Source organism: Streptomyces sp. RLB3-17 (assembly GCF_007113425.2).
GTDB lineage: Bacteria > Actinomycetota > Actinomycetes > Streptomycetales > Streptomycetaceae > Streptomyces > Streptomyces mirabilis_D.
In genome coordinates, this window is sequence record NZ_CP041610.2 from 10,171,986 (window position 1) to 10,195,315 (window position 23,330).

Here is a 23,330-nt window from a genome sequence, read left to right on the forward strand (position 1 = left end):
CGTCGCCACCGCCACGGTCGGCGCCGGTGGCGGCGCGGGGCCGTGCCGGTGTCAGGCGGGCAGTGGCTGTTCGGCCCAGATGGTCTTGCCGGTGGGGGTCTGGCGACTGCCCCAGCGCTCGGCGACCTGGGCAACCAGCAGCAGCCCGCGCCCGCCCTCGTCGAAGACCCGGGCCCGGCGCAGGTGCGGGGCGGTGCCGCTGCCGTCCGAGACCTCGCAGATGAGCGTGGAGTCACGGATGAGACGTAGCCGGATCGGCGCCTCGCCGTAGCGGATGGCGTTGGTGACCAGTTCGCTGACGATCAGCTCCGTGGCGAACGCCGTTTCGTCCAGCCCCCACGCGGCCACCTGCTCACTCGCCACCTTGCGGGCCCCGGCGACGGCCGCGGGATCCCGCGGCAGGTGCCAGGTCCCCATCTGCCGGGCGTCGAGCGCGGAGGTGCGGGCCAGGAGCAGGACGGTGTCGTCGGTGGGACGGCCGGTCAGCACGGTACTCAGCACCTGGTCACAGGTCTCCTCCAGCGTGTCGGCCGGACTGCTGAGCGCCCGGCGCAGCAGTTCGAGCCCGACGCCGATGTCCCAATCGGCGGCCTCCACCAGGCCGTCGGTGTAGAGAGCGAGCAGGCTTCCCTCGCCGAGCTCCACCTCGGTGGACTCGTACGGCAGGCCGCCGAGGCCGAGCGGCGGCCCGGCGGGCAGGTCCAGAAACCGCACGGTGCCGTCCGGGGTGACCAGGGCGGGCGGCGGGTGCCCGGCACGGGCCAGGGTGCAGCGGCGGGACGCCGGGTCGTACACGGCGTACAGACAGGTCGCCCCGACCTCACCCGACGTCTCCTCCGCCCGTCCGCGCGCCTCCGGACCCTCTTCCCGGTCGAGCCTGATGACGAGGTCGTCGAGCTGGGTGAGCAACTCGTCGGGCGCGAGATCGACGTCCGCGAGAGTCCGTACGGCGGTCCGCAGGCGCCCCATCGTGGCCGAGGCCTGAATGCCATGGCCCACCACGTCGCCCACGACCAGGGCGACCCGCGCGCCGGACAGCTGGATCACGTCGAGCCAGTCCCCTCCGATGTCGGCTCCGGAACCGGCCGGGAGGTAACGGTAGGCGACCTCCACCGCGGTGAGAGCCGGTGGCCGCTCGGGCAGCAGACTGCGTTGGAGTGCCAGCGCCGTGCGGCGTTCATGGGTGTAGCGGCGGGCGTTGTCCACACTCACCGCCGCCCTGGCGACGATCTCCTCCGCGAGCAGCAGGTCGTCCTCGCCGAAGGACTCCGGCGTCCGGTGCCGCAGGAAGTGCACCATGCCCAGGGTCACGCCCCGGGCCCGCAGCGGGACCATCATCACCGAGTGGATCATGTACTTGCCCACGGTCTCGGCACGGGCCGGGGACGATTCGACCCACGCCCGCAGCGCCGGATCGTCCGACCGGTGCCGGGTGCCCCGGCCGCTGACCAGCGCCAGCACCGGCAGCGAATCCGCCGGGTAGAGACTCGTGCCGCCCGCGGCGACCACCGACTCCGGGCATCCCTCCAGCACCGAGCGCTGCGCGGCACGGCGGACCGTGACCGACTCGCCGGGCGGCACCGACCGGGGCTCCTCGCCCTGCGCCACCGATTCCAGCAGGTCCACGGTGACGAAGTCCGCGAACCCCGTCACAGCCACCTCGGCCAGCTCTTCGGCCGTTCGGGTCACATCCAGGGTGCTGCCGATGCGGAGGCTCGCGTCGTTGAGCACGGCCAGGCGCTGTCGGGCCCAGTACTGCTCGGTGGTGTCGAACACGGCCGCGGACAGCCCGTGCACCGTGCCGTTCTCGTCCTTCAACGGCGACAAGAACATCGACCACGCATGCTCCCGCGTCTCGCCGGGAGCCTGGCCGTGCTGCTCATGGAAGATCATCTCACCGGTGCGCAGCACCTCCCGCTGGAGGCGGTCGTACTCGTCGAAGGGCCAGCTCGGCTCGATCTCCCACAGCGTCAGGCCCCGCATCTCCTCCTCGGTCCTGCCCATCACCCGTGTCATGACCTCGTTGGCGGCCACGAGCCGCGCATCGAGGTCGTAGACCGCCACCGGCAACGGGAGCTGCGCGAGCGTGCGGCCCCACATCGCGGCAGCGTTCGGGTCGGTGGGTCCGGCAGGGTTCGTCAGCGCCGCGCCGGTCACGAGCCAGAGCCTCCGGCGCGCCGCGTCCACCAGCGGGGCTCCTCGCAGCCGCACCACGACACGACCCCCCTCCCGGTGCCGAAGGGCTACCTCGGTGGCCCACTGGCGTCCCTCGGCGATGTGGCGCCGCGCGGAGGCGGGCAGGTCGGCGGCGAGCAGGTCGGTGGCGTGGCGGCCCACGATCTCTTCGGGTTCGTAACCGAGCAGCTGCGTGGCTCCGGCACTCCACACCATGACCGACCCCCGGGCGTCGACCACGACGGCGGAGTCCTCCGGTACGGGCGTCGGCACCTTTCCTCCGGATGCGACGTGCTCGCTATCCATGGGTTCTTACCCTCGTCCTCGCCTCGGCGGAGCCCTGAGGCGCGCCCCGAGGAAACCGGGCGCGCATCGCGGGCGTCGTCTCCAGCCTCCCGCGGCGCCGTTCCACCCTCAAGCCAGGGCACCGGCCGTACGCCGGATTCGTGCGCGGGGTCGGGTGGGGCGGTGCCGCCTTGCTCGTGCGGCGTGTCCGGCGCAGTCTGGTCGTATGGGTGTTCGTGAGGGCCCCACGCTGATCACGTCCGTGCAGCGGGCGTTTCGTCTGCTGGAGGCGGTGGGCGCGCACGAGAACGGTGTGCCGGCGAAGCATCTCGCGCGGGAGACGGGGCTGCCCCTGGCCACGGCGTACCACCTGCTGCGGACGATGGTGCACGACGGCTATGTGCGGAAGCTGGACGACGGCGGGTTCGTGCTGGGGGACAAGGTGCAGTCGCTGCACAGTTCGGGGCGCGGGCAGGCGTTGCTGGGGCGGGTGCGTCCCACGCTGGCGGCGCTGCGGGACGAGGTCACGGCTGCCGCGTATCTCACCTTCTACGAGGACGGTGAGATCCGGGTCGCGGAGATCGTCGACAGTCCCCGGGCGCCGCGGGTGGACCTGTGGGTGGGGATGGAGGACGCGGGGCACGCGACCGCGCTGGGCAAGTGTGTGCTGCGGGAGCTGGACGACGAGTCGCGCGAGGACTACCTCTCGCGGCATCCCCTGGCGGATCTCACGCCACGGACGATCACGAGTCCGTGGGAACTGTTGCGGCGGCTGGACTCCTCGCCGATGGCTCCGGCCGTCACGGATCTGGAGGAGTACGCGCTGGGGACGGTGTGTGTCGCGGTGCCGGTGTACAGCGGGGAGACGCTCGGCTCGCTCGGCGTCTCGCTGCCGGTGAACCGGCTCTCCCGGCTCGAGGAGGTTCTGGAGCGGTTGACGCCGACCGCGAACCGCGTGACCAGGAGCCTGTCGCTCACTATCTGAAATCCCTGTCCTTGTCGCTTCCGAGCCGAACCCGTTTCCTGGATGAAACGGACATTTCTGGAGTGCGGTCGACGCACGGTGAGGAGTGCGGACGAAACATGAGTCAGGCCCGAGACCATGGTGGCGACCCCTGGCCGATAGGGCTGTTCAGGAACCGAGTGGCCGGTCCCGGGGCGTCGGCCCGGACCCGCGCCGCCGCACACCTGGCTTCGGGTACGCCGGTACTGTCCGTGCTGATCGTTCTCGGGGTCGTGCTCGTCGGCCTCGTCGGCGGAGCAGGCGTGATCTGGCTCTCCCTGCTCGTGGCCGGGCCCGCGCTGGCCGCCACCACGAGTGGGCCGCGCGGGGTCCTGTGCGTCGGTCTCCTCGCCGCGGTGCTGGGTGCCGCGCTCGGGATCCGGGACGGTCTGCCGGGCCGCGAACTGGTGGCCGTACTGTCCGGGCTGGCGGCCGTCACTCTCGCGAGTGGCCTGTCCGGCGCTCTGCGGGGACGTCGTGAGCGGGTGCTCGCGGCCGTCCGCTCGGTCGCGGAGGCCGCCCAGCACGCGCTGCTCAGGCCGGTACCGGCGACGGTCGGGCCGTTTCAGGTGGCGGTCCGCTACAGCGCGGCGGCGGCGGAGGCCCGTATCGGCGGGGATCTCTACGCGCTGCTGCCCACTCCGTACGGCGTCAGGCTGATCGTCGGGGATGTGCGCGGCAAGGGGCTGCCGGCCGTGAGCACCGCCGCACTCGTCCTGGGTGTCTTCCAGGAGGCCGCCTACGACGAGCCCGACCTCCTCGCCGTCGTCGCCAGGATCGAGCGGAGCCTGGCGCGCAACCTCGGTACCGACGACTTCGTCACCGCCGTTGTGGCCGGATATCCGCAGGCAGGGCATCTGGAGGTGGTGAACTGCGGACACGCGCCGCCGCTGCTGGTGCGTGCGTCCGGGGGTGTCGTGCCGGTGGATCCCACCCATCCCGCCCCGCCGCTCGGGCTGAGCGCTCTCACGGGCGAGACTCCCAGCCTCCAGGTGCTGCCCTTCGCCGACGGGGATCAGCTGCTGCTCTACACCGACGGGGTCACCGAGGCCCGCAACCACCGCCGTGAGTTCTACCCGCTGGCCGAGGGCCTGGCGCGCCACCTGTGCGACGAGCCGGCGCGCACTCTCACCGCCCTGCACGACGAACTGCTGGCGCACGTGGGCGGCCGACTGCACGACGACGCGGCACTGCTCCTGCTCCACAAGCCGGCGGTTGCCGACCCGGCGGTTGCCGATCCGGCGGTCCAAGACCCGGCGGTTCAGGACCGGGAGGTCCAAGACCCGGCAGTTGCCGAGGTGGCCGTTCCCGACCTGGCGGTTGCCGACGCGGTGGTTCACGAGCCGGCGGTTCACGGCCTGTCAGTTGCCGACCCGGCAGTCGCCGACCCCGCCCTTCATTACCCGGGCGTTCCGTACTCGGCCGTTCCCGAAGCGGCGGCCGAGGTCGGTCGCGACGGCTGCCCCGGCTCCGTCCCGTCCCGGGGCAGCCGCATCCGGTTCGCCGAGCGGGTCGGCGAACCGGTGGACCCGGGTGTTGCGCTCGGCTCCTTCACGCCGTGCGGCCGCAACGGAGGAGGCTGACGAAGGCCGTCGCGAGGCGTAGGTCAACGGGCCGTGCCGAAGTCCTGCGTCCAGTAGCTGCCGGGCTGTGCGAGACCTATGCCGATCTCCTTGAAGCCGCAGTCCAGGATGTTGCGCTTGTGGCCGGGACTGGACATCCAGCCCGCCATGACCGCCTCGGGGGTGGAGTATCCGAACGCGACGTTCTCGCCGTACGCACTCCACGTGTAGCCGGCGGTCGTGATGCGTTGACCGGGATCCGAACCGTCGGAGCCCGTGTGCGACATGTTCTGGTGGCTCGCCATGTCCGCGCTGTGGTCCTGGGCGGCCTTCGAGAGCTTCGCGTTCAGGGTCAGCGAGGAGCAGCCGACCTTGCCGCGCTCACTGTTGACCAGGGCCAGGACGCGAGCCACGGCGGCGGATGCCGGGGCGGTCGTGCCCGCGGTGCTCGGGGACGCGCTGGCGGTGGCCTTCGGTGTGGCGGGCGCCGTCGAGGCCGGTGCCTTGGGTGTGGCGGGCGCCGACGAGGCGGGAGTCTCGGGCCGGGACGGTGCCGTCCAGCTGGGTGCCGCGGGCGCGGAGGGTGCCGTCGAAGCGGGCGCCTCCGGTGCGGCGGGAGACGTGGAGGCCGGTGCCTCGGGCGCGGCGGGAGCGGTGGGCGCGGTGGTGGCCTGCGAAGTCGGCTCCTGGGTGTGAGCGGTCCACCTGCCGCCCTTCCACCGCTCCTTCAGGGACACGCGCTCCTGCAGGGACGCGTTCTGCCAGTTCTGCCAGTGCTTCCAGCCCTGCCAGTGACTGGAGGACTCGGCGCCCGCGCCGCTCTGGTCGTTCATGCACGCCATGGCGGCGGTCGGTACTGCCAGCGCGCTGAGCACGACGGCAGCGATGGTGATCTGCCGGTGGCGCGTCTTCCTGCGGTGCTTGCTCATGCGGGCCTCGCTCGGTCGTCGCGGGGGCGCCACCGGTGGGCCGGCTCCGCACGGACACGGTGCTTGAGCTGTGGTGACGCCGTTTGGGGCCGCCATTGTTAAAACCTGCGTGAGGAAGCGGCAACGAGCGTCACTACTACCCGGCCTCGTAGACCTGAACGTCCTTGAATCGGGCGCATGGGTGTGCAGACCCGGCTGACCGGAGCGCGGCATGGTCTGACGTTCCGTCAGGATGCTTCATGTGCCCGGCGGGCGAGGTGACGCGACCGCGTATGGCGTACGCCGGAGGAACATGCGCGTGTATGTCGGATTGCGGGTGGCAAGTCTGGCTATATCGCCCAGGCGCCATGTACTACCGCACCACGTTGATACGGGAACTCGGCGTGACGGATGTCACGCCGAGCTGCCACAACCATTCCCGACGACGATGATGGCGATGGTGATGGACGACAGCGTCAGCTGTCGTAGTCGACGGCGAGCGTCTCCGTGACCGGGAACGACTGGCAGGTAAGGACATACCCCGCGTCGACCTCGGCGGGTTCGAGGGCGAAGTTGCGGCGCATGTCGGCCTTGCCGTCGGTGACCAGGGCCCGGCAGGTGCCGCACACGCCGCCCTTGCAGGCGAAGGGCAGGTCGGGGCGGGTCTTCTGGGCGCCGTCGAGGATGCTCCGACCGCGGGACAGCGCGGCGGTCGTGGAGCGGCCGTCGAGCGTGATGGTGACCTCGCTGACCGGGCCCACGACGGCCGTGTCCTGGTGGTGCACCTCCCGCACGGGCTCGTCGTCGGCGTAGAACAGCTCCTGGTGGACCCGGTCGGCCGGCACGTCGAGCCCGGCCAGCACCCGCTGGGCGTCGCGGACCATGCCGTGCGGGCCGCACAACCACCAGTGGTCCGCGCCCGCCACGTCGACCAGCGAGCCGACGAGCGCCGACAGCCGCTCGGCGTCCAGACGGCCGGAGAGCACCTCGGCCTCGCGGGGCTCGCGGGAGAGGACGTGGGCGAGCTGGAACCGGGCCGGGTAGAGGTCCTTCAGGTCGGCCAGCTCGTCGGCGAACATCACGGTGTCGGTGCGCCGGTTGCCGTAGAAGAGAGTGACCGTCGAGCGGGAGTCCGCGGCCAGCACCGACTCGGCGATGGACAGCATGGGGGTGATGCCGGAGCCCGCGGCGATCAGCACATGATGGCCGGGGGTGGCGAGGTCGGGAGTGAAGGCGCCCGTCGGGGCCATGACCTCGACCATGTCTCCGGGGCGCACCTCCCGCACCAGCCAGGCGGAGAACAGGCCGCCCGGCACCACCCGCACCCCGATGCGCGGCACCGATCCGGCCGGAGAGCAGATGGAGTACGAGCGGCGCTCGTCACGGCCGTCGATCTCGCGCCGCAGGGTGAGCGACTGCCCGGGGGCGAAGGCGAACTCCTCCGCCAGCTCCGCCGGGATGTCGAAGCTGACCGCGGCCGCGTCCTCGCACAGGGGCTGCACGGCGGCGACCCGCAGGGAGTGGAAGGCCGGCCGACGGCGGGTACGCGGGCGTACCGCCGGGGCGGGGGCGGCCGACTCCATCAGGTCGTCCATCAGATCTCCTTGACGTACTCGAACGGTTCCAGGCAGGCGCGGCAGCGCCAGAGCGCCTTGCAGGACGTGGCGGCGAAGCGGGACGTCTCCTCCGTGTCCGCCGAGCCGCAGCGCGGGCAGGGCACGGCGGCCCGCCGGGTGGTGGTCAGCACGAGCGGCACCGGACCGGCCGGGCGCCGAGGCGCGGCGCCGGGCGGGGCGATCCCGTGTTCGGTGAGCTTGCGGCGGCCCGCCGGGGTGATCCAGTCGCTGGTCCACGGCGGGTCGAGGACGGTACGGATCTCGACGCGCTCGTACCCGGCGGCGGCGAGCCGCGCGGCCACGTCGGCGCGCATCTCCGCCATCGCCGGGCAGCCCGAGTAGGTCGGTGTGAGGCTCGCGACGACCGTGCCGTCGGGGTTGAGCGACACCTCGCGCAGCACGCCCAGGTCGGCGAGGGTGAGCATGGGCAGTTCGGGGTCCGGCACCTGTTCGGCGATGTGCCGGGCCCGTCGTACGTCGGTCAGCACGCTCACCATGTCGCCTCCGGGTGGGCGCGGGCCACGCTCTGCAACTCGGCGAGCAGCGGCGCCAGATGCTCGGTGTGCCCGCCCGCGCGTCCGGAGCCGGGCAGCGGCCGGTACACGGGCATGGGCAGTCCGCCCGCCTCGGTCACCTGGCGCAGCACGGCGACGACCTCGTCCCGTACGTCGTAGACCGTGAACAACTCGCCCAGGTACGGGGCGACCCGCTCCAGCGCCGCACGCATCCTGCGGTGGGACTCCGCCGTACCGTCGCCGAGTCGCACGGCCCACTCGGCCGCGTACTGGCGGTGGTAGGCCAGTTCCTTGACGCCCTTCGCGGCGATGGCGGAGAGCACCGGGTCGGGGTGCGCGGCGAGCCGCTCGAAGTGGGCGAGCCGCCAGCTGGACAGCGCCAGGAGCCGCACGACGGAGAACGCGAAGTCCCCGTTGGGGAGTTCGGCCAGGCGTACGTTGCGGAAGTCGTCGGCGTCGCGGAAGTAGGCGTAGGCGTCCTCGTCGCGGCCCGTGCCGTCCACCTGGCCGGCGCGCGCGTAGAGCAGGCGGGCCTGGCCGAGCAGGTCGAGACCGATGTTGGCGAGCGCCACCTCCTCCTCCAGCTCGGGGGCACGGGTGGTCCACTCGGCCAGTCGCTGGGCGCACACGAGCGCGTCGTCGGCGAGCGCGACGCAGGAGGCCGCCAGCTCCGCGGCGTCCAGCCCGTCCGGCACGGTGGTGTCGACCCCGTGCAGGGGGTCCTCGAAGCCGGTGCCGTACGCCCAGCGGGTGTCGTCCTCGTGTCCCTCGGCGAGGGTCAGGTAGACGTGGTCGTCACTCATGCCCTGCTCCTCAGATGTGTGGGACGTCGTCGGGGATGTCGTAGAAGGTCGGATGGCGGTAGACCTTGTCGGCGCTCGGCGCGAAGAACGGGTCCTTCTCGTCGCGGGTGGAGGCCGCGATGTACTCCGAGCGCACCACCCAGATGCTCACGCCCTCGTTGCGACGCGTGTACAGGTCACGGGCGTGGGTCAGGGCCATCGCGTCGTCGGCGGCGTGCAGCGAGCCGACGTGTACGTGGTTCAGTCCGCGCTTGCCCCGTACGAACACCTCGTACAGCGGCCAGCCGTCCTTCTTGCCGTCGATGTCGTTCATGCCGCCGCTTCCTTCCGGGCTCGCTCGCTCTGCTTGGCCGCGTGGGCGGTGGCCGCCTCACGGACCCAGGCGCCCTCCTCGTGGGCCGTCCGCCGCCGGGAGATCCGCTCGGCGTTGCACGGTCCGTCGCCCTTGATGACCCGCATCAGCTCGTCCCAGTCCGGGGTGCCGAAGTCGTGGCGTCCGCGCTCCTCGTTCCAGCGCAGCTCGGGGTCGGGCAGGACGACGCCCAGCTTCTCGGCCTGCGGGACGGTCATGTCCACGAAGCGTTGGCGCAGTTCGTCGTTGCTGTGGCGCTTGATCTTCCAGGCCATGGACTGGGCCGAGTTGGGGGAGTTGTCGTCGGGTGGTCCGAACATCATCAGCGACGGCCACCACCAGCGGTCCACCGCGTCCTGCACCATCGCCCGCTGGGCGTCGGTGCCGCGCATCATGGTCAGCAGCAGCTCGTACCCCTGGCGCTGGTGGAACGACTCCTCCTTGCAGATCCGCACCATGGAGCGTGCGTAGGGGCCGTAGGAACTCCTGCACAGCGGCACCTGGTTGCAGATCGCGGCGCCGTCGACGAACCAGCCGATCACGCCGACGTCGGCGAAGCTCAGGGTGGGGTAGTTGAAGATCGACGAGTACTTCTGCCGGCCCTCGATGAGCCGCTCGGTGAGGTCGGCGCGGTCCGCGCCGAGGGTCTCGGCCGCCGAGTACAGATACAGCCCGTGCCCGGCCTCGTCCTGGACCTTCGCGAACAGGATGGCCTTGCGGCGCAGCGACGGCGCGCGGGTGATCCACTCGCCCTCCGGCTGCATGCCGATGATCTCCGAGTGCGCGTGCTGCGCGATCTGCCGGATCAGCGTCTTGCGGTAGCCCTCGGGCATCCAGTCGCGCGGCTCGACCCGCTGGTCACGCGCGACGGTCGCGTCGAAGTGCTCCTGGAGCCGCTCTTCGGCCGCCGGCCCGACGCCGTCGGCGCCGGTGGCGGCGGAGTGTGTCGTGGTCATCGATACCAGCTTCCCTACCGACCATTCGTTCGGTTCCAGTGTGACGGTTTTCTTCCGGACGGGCAAGACTTTCGTGCGGCCGGGCAGGGCCCGGGGCCGGGGCACGAGACCAGAACCCGGGACCAGGGCGCGGGACCCGGGGCCAAGGCGCGGCCGGGGCCGCTCAGGGCCAGGTGTAGAAACCCTGCCCGGTCTTCCGCCCGAGCTCGCCGCGCGCGACCTTGTCACGCAGCAGCCGCGGCGGCGCGAAGCGGTCCCCGAGCGTGGCGTGCAGGTGCTCGGCGATGGCGAGACGTACGTCCAGTCCGACCAGGTCGGTCAGGCGCAGCGGGCCCATGGGGTGCTTGTAGCCGAGACGCATGGCGTCGTCGATGGCCTCCGGCCCCGCGACCCCCTCCTCGACCATGCGGATCGCCTCGAGGCCCAGCGCCACGCCGAGGCGGCTGCTGGCGAACCCGGGGGAGTCCTTGACGACGACGTCCTTCTTGCCGAGGGCGTGCGTCCAGGTGAGCGCCAGCCCTACGGTCGCGTCCTCGGTCTCCGGGGCGACGACGATCTCGATCAGCTCGGAGGCCGGTACCGGATTGAAGAAGTGCATGCCGAGGAAGCGCCCGGGGCGGGAGAGAGCCGACGCGAGATCGGTGACCGACAGGGAGCTGGTGTTGCTGGCCAGGACGGTCGCCGGACTCAGGGCCCGCTCGGCGGCGGCGAGCAGCCGGGCCTTGAGCGAGGCGTCCTCGGGGACGGCCTCGACGACGAGGTCGGACGTCCGCGGCAGCTCGTCGACCGAGCCGACGACGGTGATCCGGCCGAGTACGTCCTCGGCGGGCGCGTCGAGCCCGCCGCGCTCGGCGGCCCGCGTCAGCCCGGTGGCGACCCGGTCCAGCGCGGCGGCCGCGGCGTGCTCACCGCTCTCCACGACGGTCACGGACGATCCCGCGGCCGCGAACGACTGGGCGATACCGGCGCCCATCCGGCCGCCGCCGATCACGCCCACGACGGAGGGTGCGGACGCGGTGCCTGTCGCGGCGGTGTTCATGCGCTGCTCCTCTTCTCCAGGAAGCGAGTCATCCGCTCCCGCTTGTCCTGTCCTTCGAACAGCACGGCCTGCGCCAGGTCGTCGGCTACCGGATGGGCGCCCGGCGAGTCGACCACGAGCTTGGTCAGGCGCAGGGCCGCGGCCGAGGAGCGGGCCATCCGGTCCAGCAGCGCGTGCGCCTCGTCGAGGAGTCGGTCGGCCGGTACGACATCGATGACCAGCCCGGCCGCCAGCGCCGCCCGCGCGTCCAGGTTCCGTCCGGCGAGCAGCACCTGCTTGGCCACCGACTCGCCGACCAGCTCGGGCAGCCGCCAGCAGGCCCCTGCCGCGGCGAGGATGCCGAGCCCCGGCTCCGGGTTGCCGAACACCGCGTCCGGTCCCGCGATGCGCAGATCGCAGGCGTACGAGAGTTCGGCGCCGCCGCCCAGCGCCCAGCCGTCGACGGCGGCGAGGGTCGGCATGGGCAGTCTGCGCACCCGCTCGAACAGGCGGCTGTTGATGCCCTGAAGGGCTTCGTCGCGCCCGCGTCGCAGCAGCTCCGCGATGTCGGCGCCGCCCGCGAAGACACCGCCGTGCCCGGTCAGCAGCAGGAACTTCGGGTCACGTTCCAGCAGGTCGCACACGGCGTGCAGTTCGCGGATCATCAGCCCGCTGATGGCGTTGCGGGCTTCCGGACGGTGCAGGGTGACGACGACCCGGTCGTCGCGCTCCTCGACCAGCAACGTCTCGTACATGGCGCTCATACGCGCTCCTCGACCAGCGGGGGACTCGTCCGCGGCGCTCATACGCGCTCCACGAGCATCGCGACGCCCTGGCCGACACCCACGCACAGGGTGGCCAGGCCCCGGCGGGCGTCCTCGCGCTCCAGCCGGCCGATCAGCGTGAGCAGGATGCGGGCGCCGGAGCAGCCGAGGGGATGGCCGAGCGCGATCGCACCGCCGTCGGCGTTGACCTTCTCCTCGTCGAGCTTCAACCTCCGCATCACGGCGAGTGCCTGCGCGGCGAACGCCTCGTTCAGCTCGACCGCGTCCAGGTCGCCGCTCTCCAGGCCGGCCCGGGCAAGGGCCTTCTCGGTGGCGGGGACGGGGCCGAGCCCCATCAGATTCGGCTGTACGCCGGCCGAGGCGGCGGTGACGATCCGGGCGCGCGGGGTGAGCCCGTACCGCTCGACGGCCGCCGCGCTCGCCACCACCAGCGCGGCGGCGCCGTCGGACAACGGCGAGGAGGAACCGGCCGTGACGATGCCGTCCGGCCGGAAGATGGTCCGCAGGGTGCCGAGCTTCTCCAGGGTCGTACCGGGGCGCGGGCCCTCGTCGCGGGTGACCTCGCCGTCCTTCACCCGCACCGGCACGATCTCGCGGTCGAAGCGGCCGGCCTCCTGCGCGGCCACCGCCCGCTGGTGGCTGCGCAGCGCGAAGGCGTCGGAGTCGGCGCGGGTGATGCCGTCGAGCGCGGCGACCTCTTCGGCGGTCTCCCCCATCGACAGGGTCACCTTGGCCGTCTCCGGACCCCCTCCCGCCGGCACGGCCCGGTCGATGGCCCTGAAACGTGGGTTGGTGAAGCGCCAGCCCAGCGAGGTGTCGTGCACCTCGCCCGGCTTGGCCCACGGGGTGCCGGGCTTGGCCATCACCCAGGGCGCGCGGGTCATCGACTCCACACCGCCGGCGACGACGAGGTCGGCCTCCCCGGACCGGATCGCCTGGGCCGCGTTCGCGACCGCCGTCAGTCCGGACGCGCACAGCCGGTTGACGGTGTAACCGGGCACGGTGTGCGGGAGGCCGGCGAGCAGCACGGCCATGCGGGCCACGTCCCGGTTGTCCTCACCCGCCTGGTTGGCCGCGCCGAGTATCACCTCGTCCACGGCCTCGCCGGGGATCCCACTGCGCCGCACCGCCTCGCCGACGACCAGGGCCGCCAGGTCGTCCGGCCGTACGGAGGCCAGTGCGCCCCCGTACCGGCCCTGCGGGGTGCGGGCGCCGTCGATCAGAAAGACCTCGTCAGGCATCTGCGGACTCCTCGGTGTGTTCCTCGGCGGTGGCGGGCCGACGCGACTGGAGCGTGGCGAAGCGGCCGGTGACGAAGGCGGGGTCGGAGAGGGTGGCGCTGGCCGCCGGGTTGGCGGCGCTGCCGTGGAAGTCGCTGAAGGCGGCGGACTGGTTCACGAAGACGCCGCCGGTGAGGTTCTCCGACAGATGCACTCCCGCGTCGAGGGCCGCCAGCTCGGTGGCGGCGAGCACGTCCTCGTCGGTGGAGTGGACGGCGGCGGTCAGCGCGCCGTGCGCGCGCACGGTCTCCCGGAAGATCCGCAGACCGTGCTCGGTGGAGTCGGTGCCGATCACGAAGGAGATCGGACCGAACCACTCGCGCGTGTAGATCTCCCGGTCGGCGTCCGCGTCCAGCCGGGCCACCAGCGGAGTACGGACGACCGCGTCCGGGTGCTCGGGGTGCTCGACCGGCGCGGACGCCCGCACCGTACGACCGAGCCCGGCCGCCTCCTCCAGTCGCTCCCGCACCCCGTCGTTGACGATCGCCCCGAGTGTGCCGGCCGCGCGGGCGGGGTCGCCGAGCAGTTTGTCGAGCGCTCCGCCGAGGTCGGCGGCGAACTCGTCGGCGGTCTTCACGCCCTGGTCGGTGGCGAAGCCCTCGCGGGGGACGAGGAGGTTCTGCGGGGTGGTGCACATCTGCCCGCTGTAGAGGGACAGCGAGAAGGCCAGGTTGCCCAGCAGCCCGCGGTAGTCGTCCGTCGAATCCAGGACGACGGTGTTCAGGCCCGCCTTCTCCGTGTACACGGCGGCCTGGCGGGCGTGGGTCTCCAGCCAGTCGCCGAAGGCGGTGGAGCCGGTGAAGTCGATGATCCGTACGTCCGGGTGGAGGGCGTACGCCGCGGCCGTACGTTCCCCGGCCTCCTCCGCCGCGAGGATCACCACGTTCGGGTCGAAGCCTGCCTCGGTCAGTACCTCGCGCGCGATCCGCACGGTGATCGCCAGGGGCAGGACGGCGCCCGGGTGCGGCTTGACGACGACCGGGTTGCCGGTGACCAGACTGGCGAACAGACCGGGGTAGCCGTTCCAGGTGGGGAAGGTGTTGCAGGCGATCAGCAACGCCACCCCGCGTCCGACCGGCGTGAACTTCTTGTCCATCAGCAGCGCACCGCCCTTGCGCTGCGGCTTGCTCCAGCGGGCCGCCCCCGGATGGCGCTTCTGCTCCGCCCAGGCGTACGCCACCGCCTCGAGTCCGCGGTCCTGAGCGTGCGGTCCGCCCGCCTGGAACGCCATCACGAAGGCTTGGCCGGTGGTGTGCTGCACGGCGTGCGCGATCTCGAAACTCGCGGCGTTCAGGCGGGCCAGGATCTCAGCCGCCACACCGGCCCGGGCGTCGGGGCCCGCGGCACGCCAGGGGCCGGTGGCGGCCCGCGCGGCGGCCACGGCCTCGTCCGGTGCGAGGCGGGGGTAGGTGACACCGAGCGGGAAGCCGTACGGGGAGGTCTCCGTGGCGGATGTCGTGCCGCTCGCCGGGTGACCGGGCAGCTCGAAGTGACCGCCCAGCCGCTCATGGAAGGCCGCTTCCCCGGCCTTCGCCGCGTCCTCCCCGTACACCGACCTGCTGGGCGACTCCGGATACGGGGTCCAGTGGCCACGGCTCGCGGTGGCGGCGACCGCCTGCTCCAGCAGGGCACGGTGACGGGCGAAGAAGTGCGGACGCTCGGGGAGGTTCTGGGGCATGCGTTCCACCTCTTGACAGGCAGTGGTGATGCTGGATTACTAGGCCGTGCCGCACGCTAACCGAATGTTCGGTCGGGACACAAGATGGTGAAAAAGGTGACGCAGGCCACAGGAGCGACCTCGGCCGGAGCGACGCCCGCCGAGGCGATGTTCGCCGCGGACGAGGCGTCCCGGGCGCTGGGCATCGAGCTTCTCGAGCAGGGTGAAGGGACCGCCGTGCTCCGGATGACCGTGACGCCGGCGATGGTGAACGGGCACGGGATCGCCCACGGCGGCTATCTGTTCCTGCTCGCCGACAGCGCCTTCGCCTGCGCCTGCAACAGCCACGGACCGGTGACCGTCGCGGCCGGGGCCGACATCGACTTCGTCGCCCCGGCGTACGAGGGTGATGTCCTGGTGGCCACGGCACGGGAGCGCACCCGGTTCGGCCGCAGCGGCATCTACGACGTGAGCGTGCTGCGCGGCGACGAGGTGGTCGCGGAGTTCCGCGGACGCAGCCGCAGTATCAGAGGCACGACGACGAAGGAGTCGCGATGAACACCGCAGCGACGGCCGGCGCGGCCACGGGACCCCGCCCGGCCCGCCTGGGAGAGCCGCTTCCCCAGGATCTGCTGGACGACGGCGAGCGCCTCACCCGCGAACAGCTGAGGGAGCTCCAACTCGACCGACTGCGGGCGACGTTGCGGCACGCGTACGACAATGTGGAGCTGTACCGCAGGAAGTTCGACGAGGCCGGGATCAAGCCCGAGGACTGCCGCTCCCTGGAGGACCTGTCGCGGTTCCCCTTCACCACCAAGGCGGATCTGCGGGAGACCTACCCCTTCGGCATGTTCGCCGTCCCGATGGCGGACGTGCGGCGCATCCACGCCTCCAGCGGCACCACGGGCCGCCCCACGGTCGTCGGATACACCGAGAACGACCTCTCCATGTGGGCCGACATGATCGCCCGCTCGATCCGTGCGGCCGGCGGCCGGCGCGGGCACAAGGTGCACATCTCCTACGGCTACGGCCTGTTCACCGGCGGCCTGGGCGCGCACTACGGCGCCGAGCGCGCCGGCTGTACGGTGATCCCCGCCTCCGGCGGCATGACGGCCCGCCAGGTGCAGATCATCCAGGATTTCGAGCCCGAGATCATCATGGTCACCCCGTCCTACATGCTCACGCTGCTCGACGAGTTCGAGAGGCAGGGCGTCGACCCGCGCACGACCTCCCTCCAGGTGGGCATCTTCGGGGCCGAGCCGTGGACGGAGGCGATGCGCCGTGAGATCGAGGAGCGCATGGACATCCACGCGGTCGACATCTACGGCCTGTCCGAGGTGATCGGCCCGGGGGTGGCGCAGGAGTGCGTCGAGACCAAGGACGGACTGCACGTGTGGGAGGACCACTTCTACCCCGAGGTGGTCGATCCGTTCACCGGCGCCGTGCTGCCCGAGGGCGAGGAGGGCGAGGTGGTCTTCACCTCCCTCACCAAGGAGGCCCTGCCGATCATCCGCTACCGGACCCGCGACCTGTCCCGGCTGCTGCCCGGCACCGCCCGGCCCGCCTTCCGACGCATCGAGAAGATCACCGGCCGCTCCGACGACATGATCATCCTGCGTGGTGTGAACGTGTTCCCCAGTCAGATCGAGGAGATCGTGCTGCGCACGCCCGGAGTCGCCCCGCACTTCCAGGTGCAGCTGACCCGGCGCGGCCGGATGGACCACATGACCGTCCGTGTCGAGGCGCGTCCCGGGGCAGGGGCCGAGCAGCGGGAGGCGGCCGCGAAGACGATCGCCCAGGGCGTCAAGGACGGCGTGGGTGTCACCGTCGAGGTGGCGATCGTCGACCCGGAGACCCTGGAGCGCTCACTGGGCAAGCTCCGCCGGGTGAAGGATCTTCGTCAGCAGTGACCTGCCGGTGACCGCGGGAGCGTTTCTCCCCGACCGCGGGCCGAGCGGGGAGCGCTCGGCCCGCGGCTCGTGGCGGTCAGGCGGTGACGAGGGTGAGTCCGTACGTACTGAGGATCTCGTTCACGGGCTGGAACCAGGTCTGGCCGCCGCTCGTGCAGTTGCCCCAGCCGCCCGAGGTCACGCCCTGGGCCTGGTCGCCGGTGATGAACGAGCCGCCGGAGTCACCGGGTTCGGCGCAGACGCTGGTGCCGGTCAGGCCGTAGACGGATCCCTGGCTGTAGTTGACGGTCTCGTTCTGGGTCAGCACGGTGCCGCAGTGCCAGTGGGTGGTGGATCCTGAGCGGCAGATGGACGAGCCGACGGGGGCCACGGCCGAGCCGCGGACCAGTACGTCGCTGACGGTGCCCCAGCCGAGCACCACGGGTACGGTCCACCAGCCGTTGCCGATCCGGATGTACGAGTAGTCGTTGCCCGGGAACGACGATCCGGCGAAGGTGCCCATCGCCGAGCCGTCCCAGCCGGCCACCGAGCTGCCGGCCGAGCCGCAGTGCCCGGCGCTCACGAAGCCGCCCACCACGGAGAAGCCTATGGAGCAGCGGGTGTTGCCGTTGATGTAGTACGGGTCGCCGCCGACGGTGCCCGCGGAGAACGTGCGCGGCGTCTGCGCGGTGGCGGAGGTGTGGACCGTGAGCAGACCCGCCTCGCGCGCGGGCGCCAGGAACGCCGTCACCGCGGCGCTGTGTTCCGCGCCCTTTCGGACCTCGGCCACCAGGGTGCTGGTGCGGGGGTCGACATGCCAACTGCGGACGGCTGTGGGGGCGCCGTCCGACGTGGCGGTGTCGTCGAGGGCGGCCTTGGCCGCGTCCAGCGTCCGGGCGCTGTGCGCGACCCGCACGACCGTGGCGCCGGTGGCTCGTACGGCGTCGGCCGCCGCGGTGCCCGTGTCGGTGACTCCGACGACGAGGGTGCCGCGCGCCGGGTCGTACCAGGAACCGCCGAACGTCCGCCCCGCCGCCCGTTCGGCCCGCGGCGCGAGTTCGGCGGCGGCGGTCTCACGCTCGCCCCTGGTGCGGGCCTGCGACGCGGTGAGGCCGAGGTCCCGCTGCATGGCGGTGACCAGGCCGGGGGAGAGGGGGCGGGGACTGGACGGTTGTGCCGTCGCCGTGTCGACGGGCAACAGCCCCAGAGTGCACGTGCCGAGGGCTAACAGGACGGACAGGCCCCAGCGAAGACGCGTGACACGTCGCATGGGTGAACCCCTTCCATTCTCAACTGCCGGAGAAGGTATGGACCTTTGGGGTTCAGTGTTGGAAGCATGTTGCGTGCATGTCAATGGTTGTCGATGCGGAACGGGCTCGTCGCGCCTCTCGTGCTCGCATCACTCGGAAGTTAAAGTATCAATATCGCCGTATTGCGATGTTCGTCCCCTTTGGTGCAGGGGTGAGGGTCATGGGCACTACCGAAGCGGCACCCGCCACGCATGCCGGGCCTCCCGGCCTGAGGCGAGAAGTCGGATTCATCGGGCTGATCTGGGCCTCGGAGGGGTCGATCATCGGCTCCGGCTGGCTGTTCGGCGCGCAGGGTGCGCTCGCGGCGGCGGGCCCGGCCGCGATCATCTCCTGGGGAATCGGCGGCGTCGCGATCCTCATCCTGGCCCTGGTGCATGCCGAACTCGGCGGCATGTACCCGGTGTCCGGCGGTACGGCCCGCTTCCCGCACTACGCGTTCGGCGGCGCGGCCGGAGCGTCGTTCGGCTGGTTCTCCTGGCTCCAGGCGGCCACGGTGGCGCCGATCGAGGTGCTGGCCATGATCACGTACGGCCAGCACTACTCATGGGCGAACGGCTGGCTGAAGACCCAGGGGGGTCAGCACATCCTGACCGCTTCCGGGATCGCCGTCGCGGTCGGGCTGATGGCGGTGATCACCGCCATCAACTTCCTCAGCATCCGCCTGCTGGCCCGCACCAACAGCGCGGCGACCTGGTGGAAGGTCGGCATCCCGCTGCTGACGATCTTCGTGTTCGCCGTCGCCCAGTTCCACGTCGGCAACTTCACCGCCGCCGACGGGTTCAACCCCTACGGCGCCAAGGGCATCCTGTCCGCGGTCTCCTCCAGCGGCATCATCTTCGCGCTGCTCGGATTCGAACAGGCCGACCAGCTCGCCGGTGAGAGCGCCAACCCGAAACGCGACATCCCGCGTGCGGTGATCGGCTCCATCGTCATCGGCGCGATCATCTACATCCTGCTTCAGGTCGCGTTCCTCGCCGCGCTTCCCGCCTCCCAGATCCAGGGCACCTGGGCCACCGCCGCCTTCAACACCCTGACCGGTCCGTTCGCGCAGGTCGCCACGCTCATCAGTCTGGGCTGGCTGGCCACGGTCCTCTACCTCGACGCGGTGGTCTCGCCCGCGGGCACCGGCCTGATCTACATCACCGGCTCCTCGCGGGTCTCCTACGGACTCAGCCGCAACGGCTATGTGCCGTCGGCCTTCGAGGCGACCAACCGGAGCGGGGTGCCGTGGGTCGGTCTCATCGCCGCCTTCGTGGTCGGCTGTGTGTGCTTCCTGCCGTTCCCGAGCTGGCGCTCGCTCGTGGGGCTGATCACCAGCGCCAGCGTGCTGATGTACGCCGGTGCGCCCCTGTCCTTCGGGGTCTTCCGCCGCCGTCTCCCGAACGTCGACCGTCCGTACCGGCTGCCGGGCGGCGGCTGGATGTCCCCGTTGGCCTTCGTCGTCGCCAACTTCCTGATCCTGTGGTCGGGTTGGACCACGGACTGGAAACTGGGCATCGCGATCCTGATCGGCTACGTCGTCCTCATCGCCAACCGCGTCTTCAGGATGAACCCGGTCACTCCCCAACTCGATCTGCGTGCCGCCCAGTGGCTCCCCGCCTACCTGGTCGGCATGGGCCTCGTCGTCTACGCCAGCGACTTCGGCCCCCTCAGGCATCCGTGGTTCCCCTTGTGGTGGGACCTGGCGGCGGTCACAGTCCTCAGCCTCGCCATCTATTACTGGGCCATGGCGGTTGCCCTCCCCACGGAACGGATCCAGCGCATGGTCGACCAGGTGGTCGTCCCGGAGCAGGCCGCGCTGCACTGAGTACGAGGAGCGGGGCGTCGGTGAGCTGCTCCCCTGCGCGTTCCCTCATCTCCGCACGTACGTGGGCGCGGTAGCGCTCACGCGGGGTCTGCGCGATAGAGACTCAAGCTGTAGTTAGAGGGTGTCACTGAACTTCTTGACTCTCTCCTTCATGTCGAGTTATAACTTCTAACGAACGCGAAAGCGAGTAACCGACTCAGAGCGCAGTGGAGGTCGTCATGAACGCCGAAGGACTCGTCGAGGTCGTCCTGCCGGGCAAGGTGGAGCCGGAAGGGCTGGAGATCCGGCACGGAGCCGTGCCCGCCGCGGGCCCCGGCCAGGTCCTGATCCGGATGGAGGCGACCGGGGTCTCCTTCGCGGAGCAGCAGATGCGCCGCGGCCGGTACTACGACCAGCCGGCGTTCCCGTTCGTGCCCGGCTACGACCTGGTCGGCACCGTCCTCACGACCGGCGAGGGCGTCGAGCCCGCTCTGGCCGGCACCCGGGTGGCCGCGCTGGTCAAGGTCGGCGCCTGGGCGAGCCACGTGCTCGTCGACGCGGCGGACGTGGTGCCGGTGCCCGACGGGATCGGCGCGGCGGAGGCGGAGACCGTGGTGGTCAACGGCATCACCGCCTGGCAGATGCTGCACCGCAAGGCACGCGTCCGCGCGGGGCAGACCATCCTGGTCCACGGTGCCAACGGCGGCGTCGGCTCGGTCCTGGTTCAGCTCGCCCAGGCCGCGGACGTGAAGGTGATCGGCACGGCGTCCGCGCGTCACCACGACGCGCTGCGGGAGCGGGGCGTCATCCCCGTCGACTACCGCACCGAGGACGTGGCCGCACGGGTCCGCGAGCTCGCCCCCGCCGGGGTGGACGCCGTCTTCGACCATGTCGGCGGCCGCAGCGCGGTCGACTCCTGGCACCTCCTCGCGCCCGGCGGCACGCTCGTCTCGTACGGCAGCGCCTCCACCCGGGACGACGAGGGCTCCAAGCAGTGGCCCGTGCTCAAGCTGCTCGGCCGGGTGTGGCTGTGGAACGCGCTGCCCAACCGCCGCCGCGCCTACTTCTTCAATGTGTGGGCCGGGCGGGCGCTGGCCAAGAACCGGTTCCGGGCCCAGCTGCGCGCCGACCTCACCCAGGTCTTCGGAGCCCTCCAGCGCGGTGACGTCACCGCCCAGATCGCGGCCCAACTGCCCCTCACCCGCGTCGCCGACGCCCTGCGACTGGCCGAGTCCGGCACCGTCGCCGGGAAGGTCGTGCTGAACCCGTAGCGGGTTCTTCCGCAGCCGCCCGGTCGCACACCTTGCCGGCGATCGCCCACCTTGCCCCTGCCATCCCTCCCTGCCCAGAAACGCGAGGAACCGCCATGACCGCCACCCCCACCACCCGCACGGCCACCCCCGCCACCCCGAGGCGTCACCGGGCTCGGCTGCTCGTCCCCGCGGCGATCGCCGTCCTCGTTTTCACCGCCACGACGGCCGCCGCGGACACCTCACCGACAACCGCGGTCGGGACGGCCACGGCCCACGACCGTCGGGCGGCCGAGCAGAAGCCGAAGGCGATGCTCGACGCGTGGCTGCGGCTGTGGAACGGCGATTTCGCCCGGGCCCCGGGGATCATCTCTCCCGGCTTCCGCGTCCACGCCGCCCTCCTCGACGGCGGTGACGGCAGCTCCATCCGCGGCGTCGACGGCCTGGTGACCTGGATCGGCCAGACCCGCGCGGCATTCCGCGACCTGCGCTTCACCATCGAGGTTCCCCCGCTGGTCGACGGCCGCTACGCATCGGTGCGCTGGACGGCCACCGGCACCTACGCCGGCGGCTTCCCCGGCGCCAAGGCCCAGCCGGGGACCGTGGTCACCTTCACCGGCACCGACACACTGCGCATGCGGGACGGCAAGTTCGCGGAGTACTGGGTCAACACCGACACCCTGAGCCTGCTCACCCAGCTCCAGGCACTCTGAAGCAGGCCCCCCCGCGGCAGCTGCGGTCACGGGTGTGTCGTCGGCACGGTCCGGTGCCTGACATGCCGTTGAGTGGAGCAATGACCGGTACGCCGTACCGAGTCCCAGCAGGCTGGGCGTCTTGCCGAAACCGTGTGCCAGGAGTTCCGTGTGAACAGGCTGCATCAAACGAGCCGTCAGTCGTGTCGTCCACTCTCGGGCCCGCTCTCGGTGCATCCCCCTGCCTCGCTGGTGTCCGAGCTCCCGCCCCTCGCACAGCGTCGCGGGACACCGTGAGGTGGCGGGTCCGCGGCGCGGAGGCAAAGAGCGCCACGCCGCACCCGAACAGCACGGGCCGCTCGCTGCCGGCACCCCCCATGTGGATGCGCTGGCTCCCCCTCTTCTACGTCGCGGCCGTCCTGTTGATCGAGCCCATCACGCCCGTGGAGTGGCCGGTGAGCTTCCTGCTGATCGCTCTCCCGTTGGTGGCCGCCTTCGCCCACGGCCCCGTGACGGTCGTCTGTGTCACCGTCTTCGCCGTGGTGCTCGAAGGGGTTCTGGCCGGTACCCCGTGCTGTGCGGGACGTTCCGTCGGCTACCAGTGGGACCGCCACTACGTGGCCGCCTACTTCTGCACCGCTCTCATCGGCACCCTGGGAACCATCCTGGCCGTCAGCCGGATGCGACGGGAGCGCACGCTGGCCACCGTGCGCTTCGTGGCCGAGATCGCCCAGCGCGTCCTGCTCAGGCCCGTTCCGCACCGCGTCGGTGACATCCTGGTGGAGAGCTTCTACCTCTCCGCCGACGCGGAGGCACGCGTCGGCGGCGATCTCTACGAGGCGGTGCCCACGACACACGGTCTGCGCCTCGTGATCGGCGACGTCCGGGGCAAGGGTCTGTTCGCCGTGGAGACCGCCGCCGCCCTGCTCGGCGCCTTCCGGGAAGCCGCCCACGACGAACCCGACCTCGCCGCCCTGGCGGGCCGGGTGGAGACCAGCATGAGCCGCCGGGCCGCCGACTACGCCGGCAGCGACATGGCTGAGCGCTTCGTCACCGCGGTCTTCGCGGAAATCGTGACCCCCGACCGTGTCGTGCGGATCGTCAACTGCGGCCACCCGCCCCCTCTGCTCATCAGCTCCGCCGAAGTCACCGAACTGGAGACGGACCGGTCCTCACCGCCCCTCAACCTCGGCGTGCTCGTCGGAGAGCCGTACCGCGCCGACGAACATCCCTTTCGGCCGGGCGATCAGCTCCTGCTGTACACCGACGGCGTCACCGAGACCCGCGACAGTGACGGCGCCTTCTACCCGCTCGTCCAGCGCATCCGCTCCTGGGGAGTCCTCCCGCCCCGGGAACTCCTCGACCGGCTCCACCACGACCTGCTCACCTACAGCGACAACCGTCTCAACGACGACACGGCCGCACTCATCGCCTGCTACATCCCCGACGAACCGCGGGCACCCACCGACCCGCACGCGCTCTGAGCCG

At 71.5% G+C, this 23,330-nt stretch carries 19 protein-coding genes and 1 pseudogene; 8 read left to right on the plus strand and 12 right to left on the minus strand.

Annotation, left to right across the window (positions count from 1 at the left end; genetic code table 11):
• Positions 1–51 precede the first annotated feature (51 nt).
• Complete coding sequence (locus FNV62_RS45650; protein WP_143604072.1) at positions 52–2,481, minus strand: SpoIIE family protein phosphatase; 2,430 nt, start codon at positions 2,479–2,481, stop codon at positions 52–54.
• A 205-nt stretch (positions 2,482–2,686) separates the two neighbouring features.
• On the opposite strand from FNV62_RS45650, the gene FNV62_RS45655 reads away from it, so the two are divergent.
• Both FNV62_RS45655 and FNV62_RS45660 read left to right on the plus strand, forming a co-directional pair.
• The gene (locus tag FNV62_RS45655) at positions 2,687–3,445 is read left to right on the plus strand and encodes an IclR family transcriptional regulator (RefSeq protein ID WP_097287703.1); all 759 of its coding nucleotides are present in this window, start codon (positions 2,687–2,689) and stop codon (positions 3,443–3,445) included.
• A gap of 98 nt (positions 3,446–3,543) precedes the next feature.
• Positions 3,544–4,701: pseudogene (locus tag FNV62_RS45660) on the plus strand (PP2C family protein-serine/threonine phosphatase); the annotation flags it as partial.
• 368 nt (positions 4,702–5,069) lie between these two features.
• On the opposite strand, the gene FNV62_RS45665 reads toward FNV62_RS45660, so the two are convergent.
• From FNV62_RS45665 to paaN, 10 genes are all read right to left on the minus strand, one after another.
• Positions 5,070–5,954, minus strand: a complete 885-nt coding sequence (locus tag FNV62_RS45665; protein WP_143604073.1) for a CAP domain-containing protein — start codon at positions 5,952–5,954, stop codon at positions 5,070–5,072.
• Positions 5,955–6,409: 455 nt separating this feature from the next.
• A complete protein-coding gene (gene paaE, locus FNV62_RS45670; protein ID WP_060902497.1) occupies positions 6,410–7,528 on the minus strand; it encodes a 1,2-phenylacetyl-CoA epoxidase subunit PaaE in 1,119 nt (372 codons plus the stop codon).
• Complete coding sequence (gene paaD / locus FNV62_RS45675) at positions 7,528–8,046, minus strand: 1,2-phenylacetyl-CoA epoxidase subunit PaaD (RefSeq protein WP_054232534.1); 519 nt, start codon at positions 8,044–8,046, stop codon at positions 7,528–7,530. The genes paaE and paaD overlap by 1 nt, the downstream gene beginning before the upstream one ends.
• Complete coding sequence (gene paaC / locus FNV62_RS45680) at positions 8,040–8,867, minus strand: 1,2-phenylacetyl-CoA epoxidase subunit PaaC (protein ID WP_143629500.1); 828 nt, start codon at positions 8,865–8,867, stop codon at positions 8,040–8,042. The genes paaD and paaC overlap by 7 nt, the downstream gene beginning before the upstream one ends.
• A gap of 10 nt (positions 8,868–8,877) precedes the next feature.
• A complete protein-coding gene (gene paaB / locus FNV62_RS45685) occupies positions 8,878–9,180 on the minus strand; it encodes a 1,2-phenylacetyl-CoA epoxidase subunit PaaB (RefSeq protein WP_054232532.1) in 303 nt (100 codons plus the stop codon).
• A complete protein-coding gene (gene paaA / locus FNV62_RS45690) occupies positions 9,177–10,175 on the minus strand; it encodes a 1,2-phenylacetyl-CoA epoxidase subunit PaaA (RefSeq protein WP_097287706.1) in 999 nt (332 codons plus the stop codon). Before paaA ends, paaB begins: the two co-directional genes overlap by 4 nt.
• A gap of 163 nt (positions 10,176–10,338) precedes the next feature.
• Positions 10,339–11,214 (minus strand): 3-hydroxyacyl-CoA dehydrogenase family protein, encoded by an 876-nt coding sequence (locus tag FNV62_RS45695; RefSeq protein WP_143629502.1) that lies wholly within the window; start codon positions 11,212–11,214, stop codon positions 10,339–10,341.
• Positions 11,211–11,957, minus strand: coding sequence for an enoyl-CoA hydratase/isomerase family protein (locus FNV62_RS45700; RefSeq protein WP_060895981.1), 747 nt, complete (start codon positions 11,955–11,957; stop codon positions 11,211–11,213). Before FNV62_RS45700 ends, FNV62_RS45695 begins: the two co-directional genes overlap by 4 nt.
• A 38-nt stretch (positions 11,958–11,995) precedes the next feature.
• Positions 11,996–13,219: a thiolase family protein gene (locus FNV62_RS45705; protein ID WP_143629504.1), complete on the minus strand. Its 1,224-nt coding sequence runs from the start codon at positions 13,217–13,219 to the stop codon at positions 11,996–11,998.
• Positions 13,212–14,936, minus strand: a complete 1,725-nt coding sequence (gene paaN / locus FNV62_RS45710) for a phenylacetic acid degradation protein PaaN (RefSeq protein ID WP_143629505.1) — start codon at positions 14,934–14,936, stop codon at positions 13,212–13,214. The genes FNV62_RS45705 and paaN overlap by 8 nt, the downstream gene beginning before the upstream one ends.
• Before the next feature lie 84 nt (positions 14,937–15,020).
• Here paaN and paaI point away from each other — a divergent pair, with 84 nt between their 5' ends.
• Positions 15,021–15,473 (plus strand): hydroxyphenylacetyl-CoA thioesterase PaaI, encoded by a 453-nt coding sequence (gene paaI, locus FNV62_RS45715; protein ID WP_143604077.1) that lies wholly within the window; start codon positions 15,021–15,023, stop codon positions 15,471–15,473.
• Positions 15,470–16,825 (plus strand): phenylacetate--CoA ligase PaaK, encoded by a 1,356-nt coding sequence (gene paaK / locus FNV62_RS45720; RefSeq protein ID WP_097287711.1) that lies wholly within the window; start codon positions 15,470–15,472, stop codon positions 16,823–16,825. The genes paaI and paaK overlap by 4 nt, the downstream gene beginning before the upstream one ends.
• A gap of 76 nt (positions 16,826–16,901) precedes the next feature.
• On the opposite strand, the gene FNV62_RS45725 is transcribed toward paaK, so the two are convergent.
• On the minus strand, positions 16,902–18,074 hold the full coding sequence (locus FNV62_RS45725; RefSeq protein WP_143629507.1) for a S1 family peptidase: 1,173 nt from the start codon (positions 18,072–18,074) through the stop codon (positions 16,902–16,904).
• Between the two features lie 200 nt (positions 18,075–18,274).
• Here FNV62_RS45725 and FNV62_RS45730 point away from each other — a divergent pair, with 200 nt between their 5' ends.
• The 4 genes from FNV62_RS45730 (at position 18,275) to FNV62_RS45745 (ending at position 23,326) form a co-directional block, all read left to right on the plus strand.
• Positions 18,275–19,921, plus strand: coding sequence for an APC family permease (locus FNV62_RS45730; protein ID WP_143629509.1), 1,647 nt, complete (start codon positions 18,275–18,277; stop codon positions 19,919–19,921).
• Between the two features lie 218 nt (positions 19,922–20,139).
• On the plus strand, positions 20,140–21,171 hold the full coding sequence (locus FNV62_RS45735; RefSeq protein WP_143629510.1) for a medium chain dehydrogenase/reductase family protein: 1,032 nt from the start codon (positions 20,140–20,142) through the stop codon (positions 21,169–21,171).
• Between the two features lie 95 nt (positions 21,172–21,266).
• Entirely contained in the window at positions 21,267–21,863 is a 597-nt protein-coding gene (locus FNV62_RS45740) for an ester cyclase (protein WP_205522475.1), read from the plus strand.
• Positions 21,864–22,225: 362 nt separating this feature from the next.
• Positions 22,226–23,326, plus strand: coding sequence for a PP2C family protein-serine/threonine phosphatase (locus tag FNV62_RS45745; protein WP_143604081.1), 1,101 nt, complete (start codon positions 22,226–22,228; stop codon positions 23,324–23,326).
• Positions 23,327–23,330: the final 4 nt, after the last annotated feature.

Bases quoted from the DNA above. Each gene is read 5' to 3' on its own strand.
- FNV62_RS45650 (WP_143604072.1), bottom strand. From the start codon at position 2,481: ATGGATAGCGAGCACGTCGCATCCGGAGGAAAGGTGCCGACGCCCGTA.
- FNV62_RS45655 (WP_097287703.1), top strand. From the start codon at position 2,687: ATGGGTGTTCGTGAGGGCCCCACGCTGATCACGTCCGTGCAGCGGGCG.
- FNV62_RS45665 (WP_143604073.1), bottom strand. From the start codon at position 5,954: ATGAGCAAGCACCGCAGGAAGACGCGCCACCGGCAGATCACCATCGCT.
- paaE (WP_060902497.1), bottom strand. From the start codon at position 7,528: ATGGACGACCTGATGGAGTCGGCCGCCCCCGCCCCGGCGGTACGCCCG.
- paaD (WP_054232534.1), bottom strand. From the start codon at position 8,046: ATGGTGAGCGTGCTGACCGACGTACGACGGGCCCGGCACATCGCCGAA.
- paaC (WP_143629500.1), bottom strand. From the start codon at position 8,867: ATGAGTGACGACCACGTCTACCTGACCCTCGCCGAGGGACACGAGGAC.
- paaB (WP_054232532.1), bottom strand. From the start codon at position 9,180: ATGAACGACATCGACGGCAAGAAGGACGGCTGGCCGCTGTACGAGGTG.
- paaA (WP_097287706.1), bottom strand. From the start codon at position 10,175: ATGACCACGACACACTCCGCCGCCACCGGCGCCGACGGCGTCGGGCCG.
- FNV62_RS45695 (WP_143629502.1), bottom strand. From the start codon at position 11,214: ATGAACACCGCCGCGACAGGCACCGCGTCCGCACCCTCCGTCGTGGGC.
- FNV62_RS45700 (WP_060895981.1), bottom strand. From the start codon at position 11,957: ATGAGCGCCATGTACGAGACGTTGCTGGTCGAGGAGCGCGACGACCGG.
- FNV62_RS45705 (WP_143629504.1), bottom strand. From the start codon at position 13,219: ATGCCTGACGAGGTCTTTCTGATCGACGGCGCCCGCACCCCGCAGGGC.
- paaN (WP_143629505.1), bottom strand. From the start codon at position 14,936: ATGCCCCAGAACCTCCCCGAGCGTCCGCACTTCTTCGCCCGTCACCGT.
- paaI (WP_143604077.1), top strand. From the start codon at position 15,021: ATGGTGAAAAAGGTGACGCAGGCCACAGGAGCGACCTCGGCCGGAGCG.
- paaK (WP_097287711.1), top strand. From the start codon at position 15,470: ATGAACACCGCAGCGACGGCCGGCGCGGCCACGGGACCCCGCCCGGCC.
- FNV62_RS45725 (WP_143629507.1), bottom strand. From the start codon at position 18,074: ATGCGACGTGTCACGCGTCTTCGCTGGGGCCTGTCCGTCCTGTTAGCC.
- FNV62_RS45730 (WP_143629509.1), top strand. From the start codon at position 18,275: ATGGGCACTACCGAAGCGGCACCCGCCACGCATGCCGGGCCTCCCGGC.
- FNV62_RS45735 (WP_143629510.1), top strand. From the start codon at position 20,140: ATGAACGCCGAAGGACTCGTCGAGGTCGTCCTGCCGGGCAAGGTGGAG.
- FNV62_RS45740 (WP_205522475.1), top strand. From the start codon at position 21,267: ATGACCGCCACCCCCACCACCCGCACGGCCACCCCCGCCACCCCGAGG.
- FNV62_RS45745 (WP_143604081.1), top strand. From the start codon at position 22,226: ATGCGCTGGCTCCCCCTCTTCTACGTCGCGGCCGTCCTGTTGATCGAG.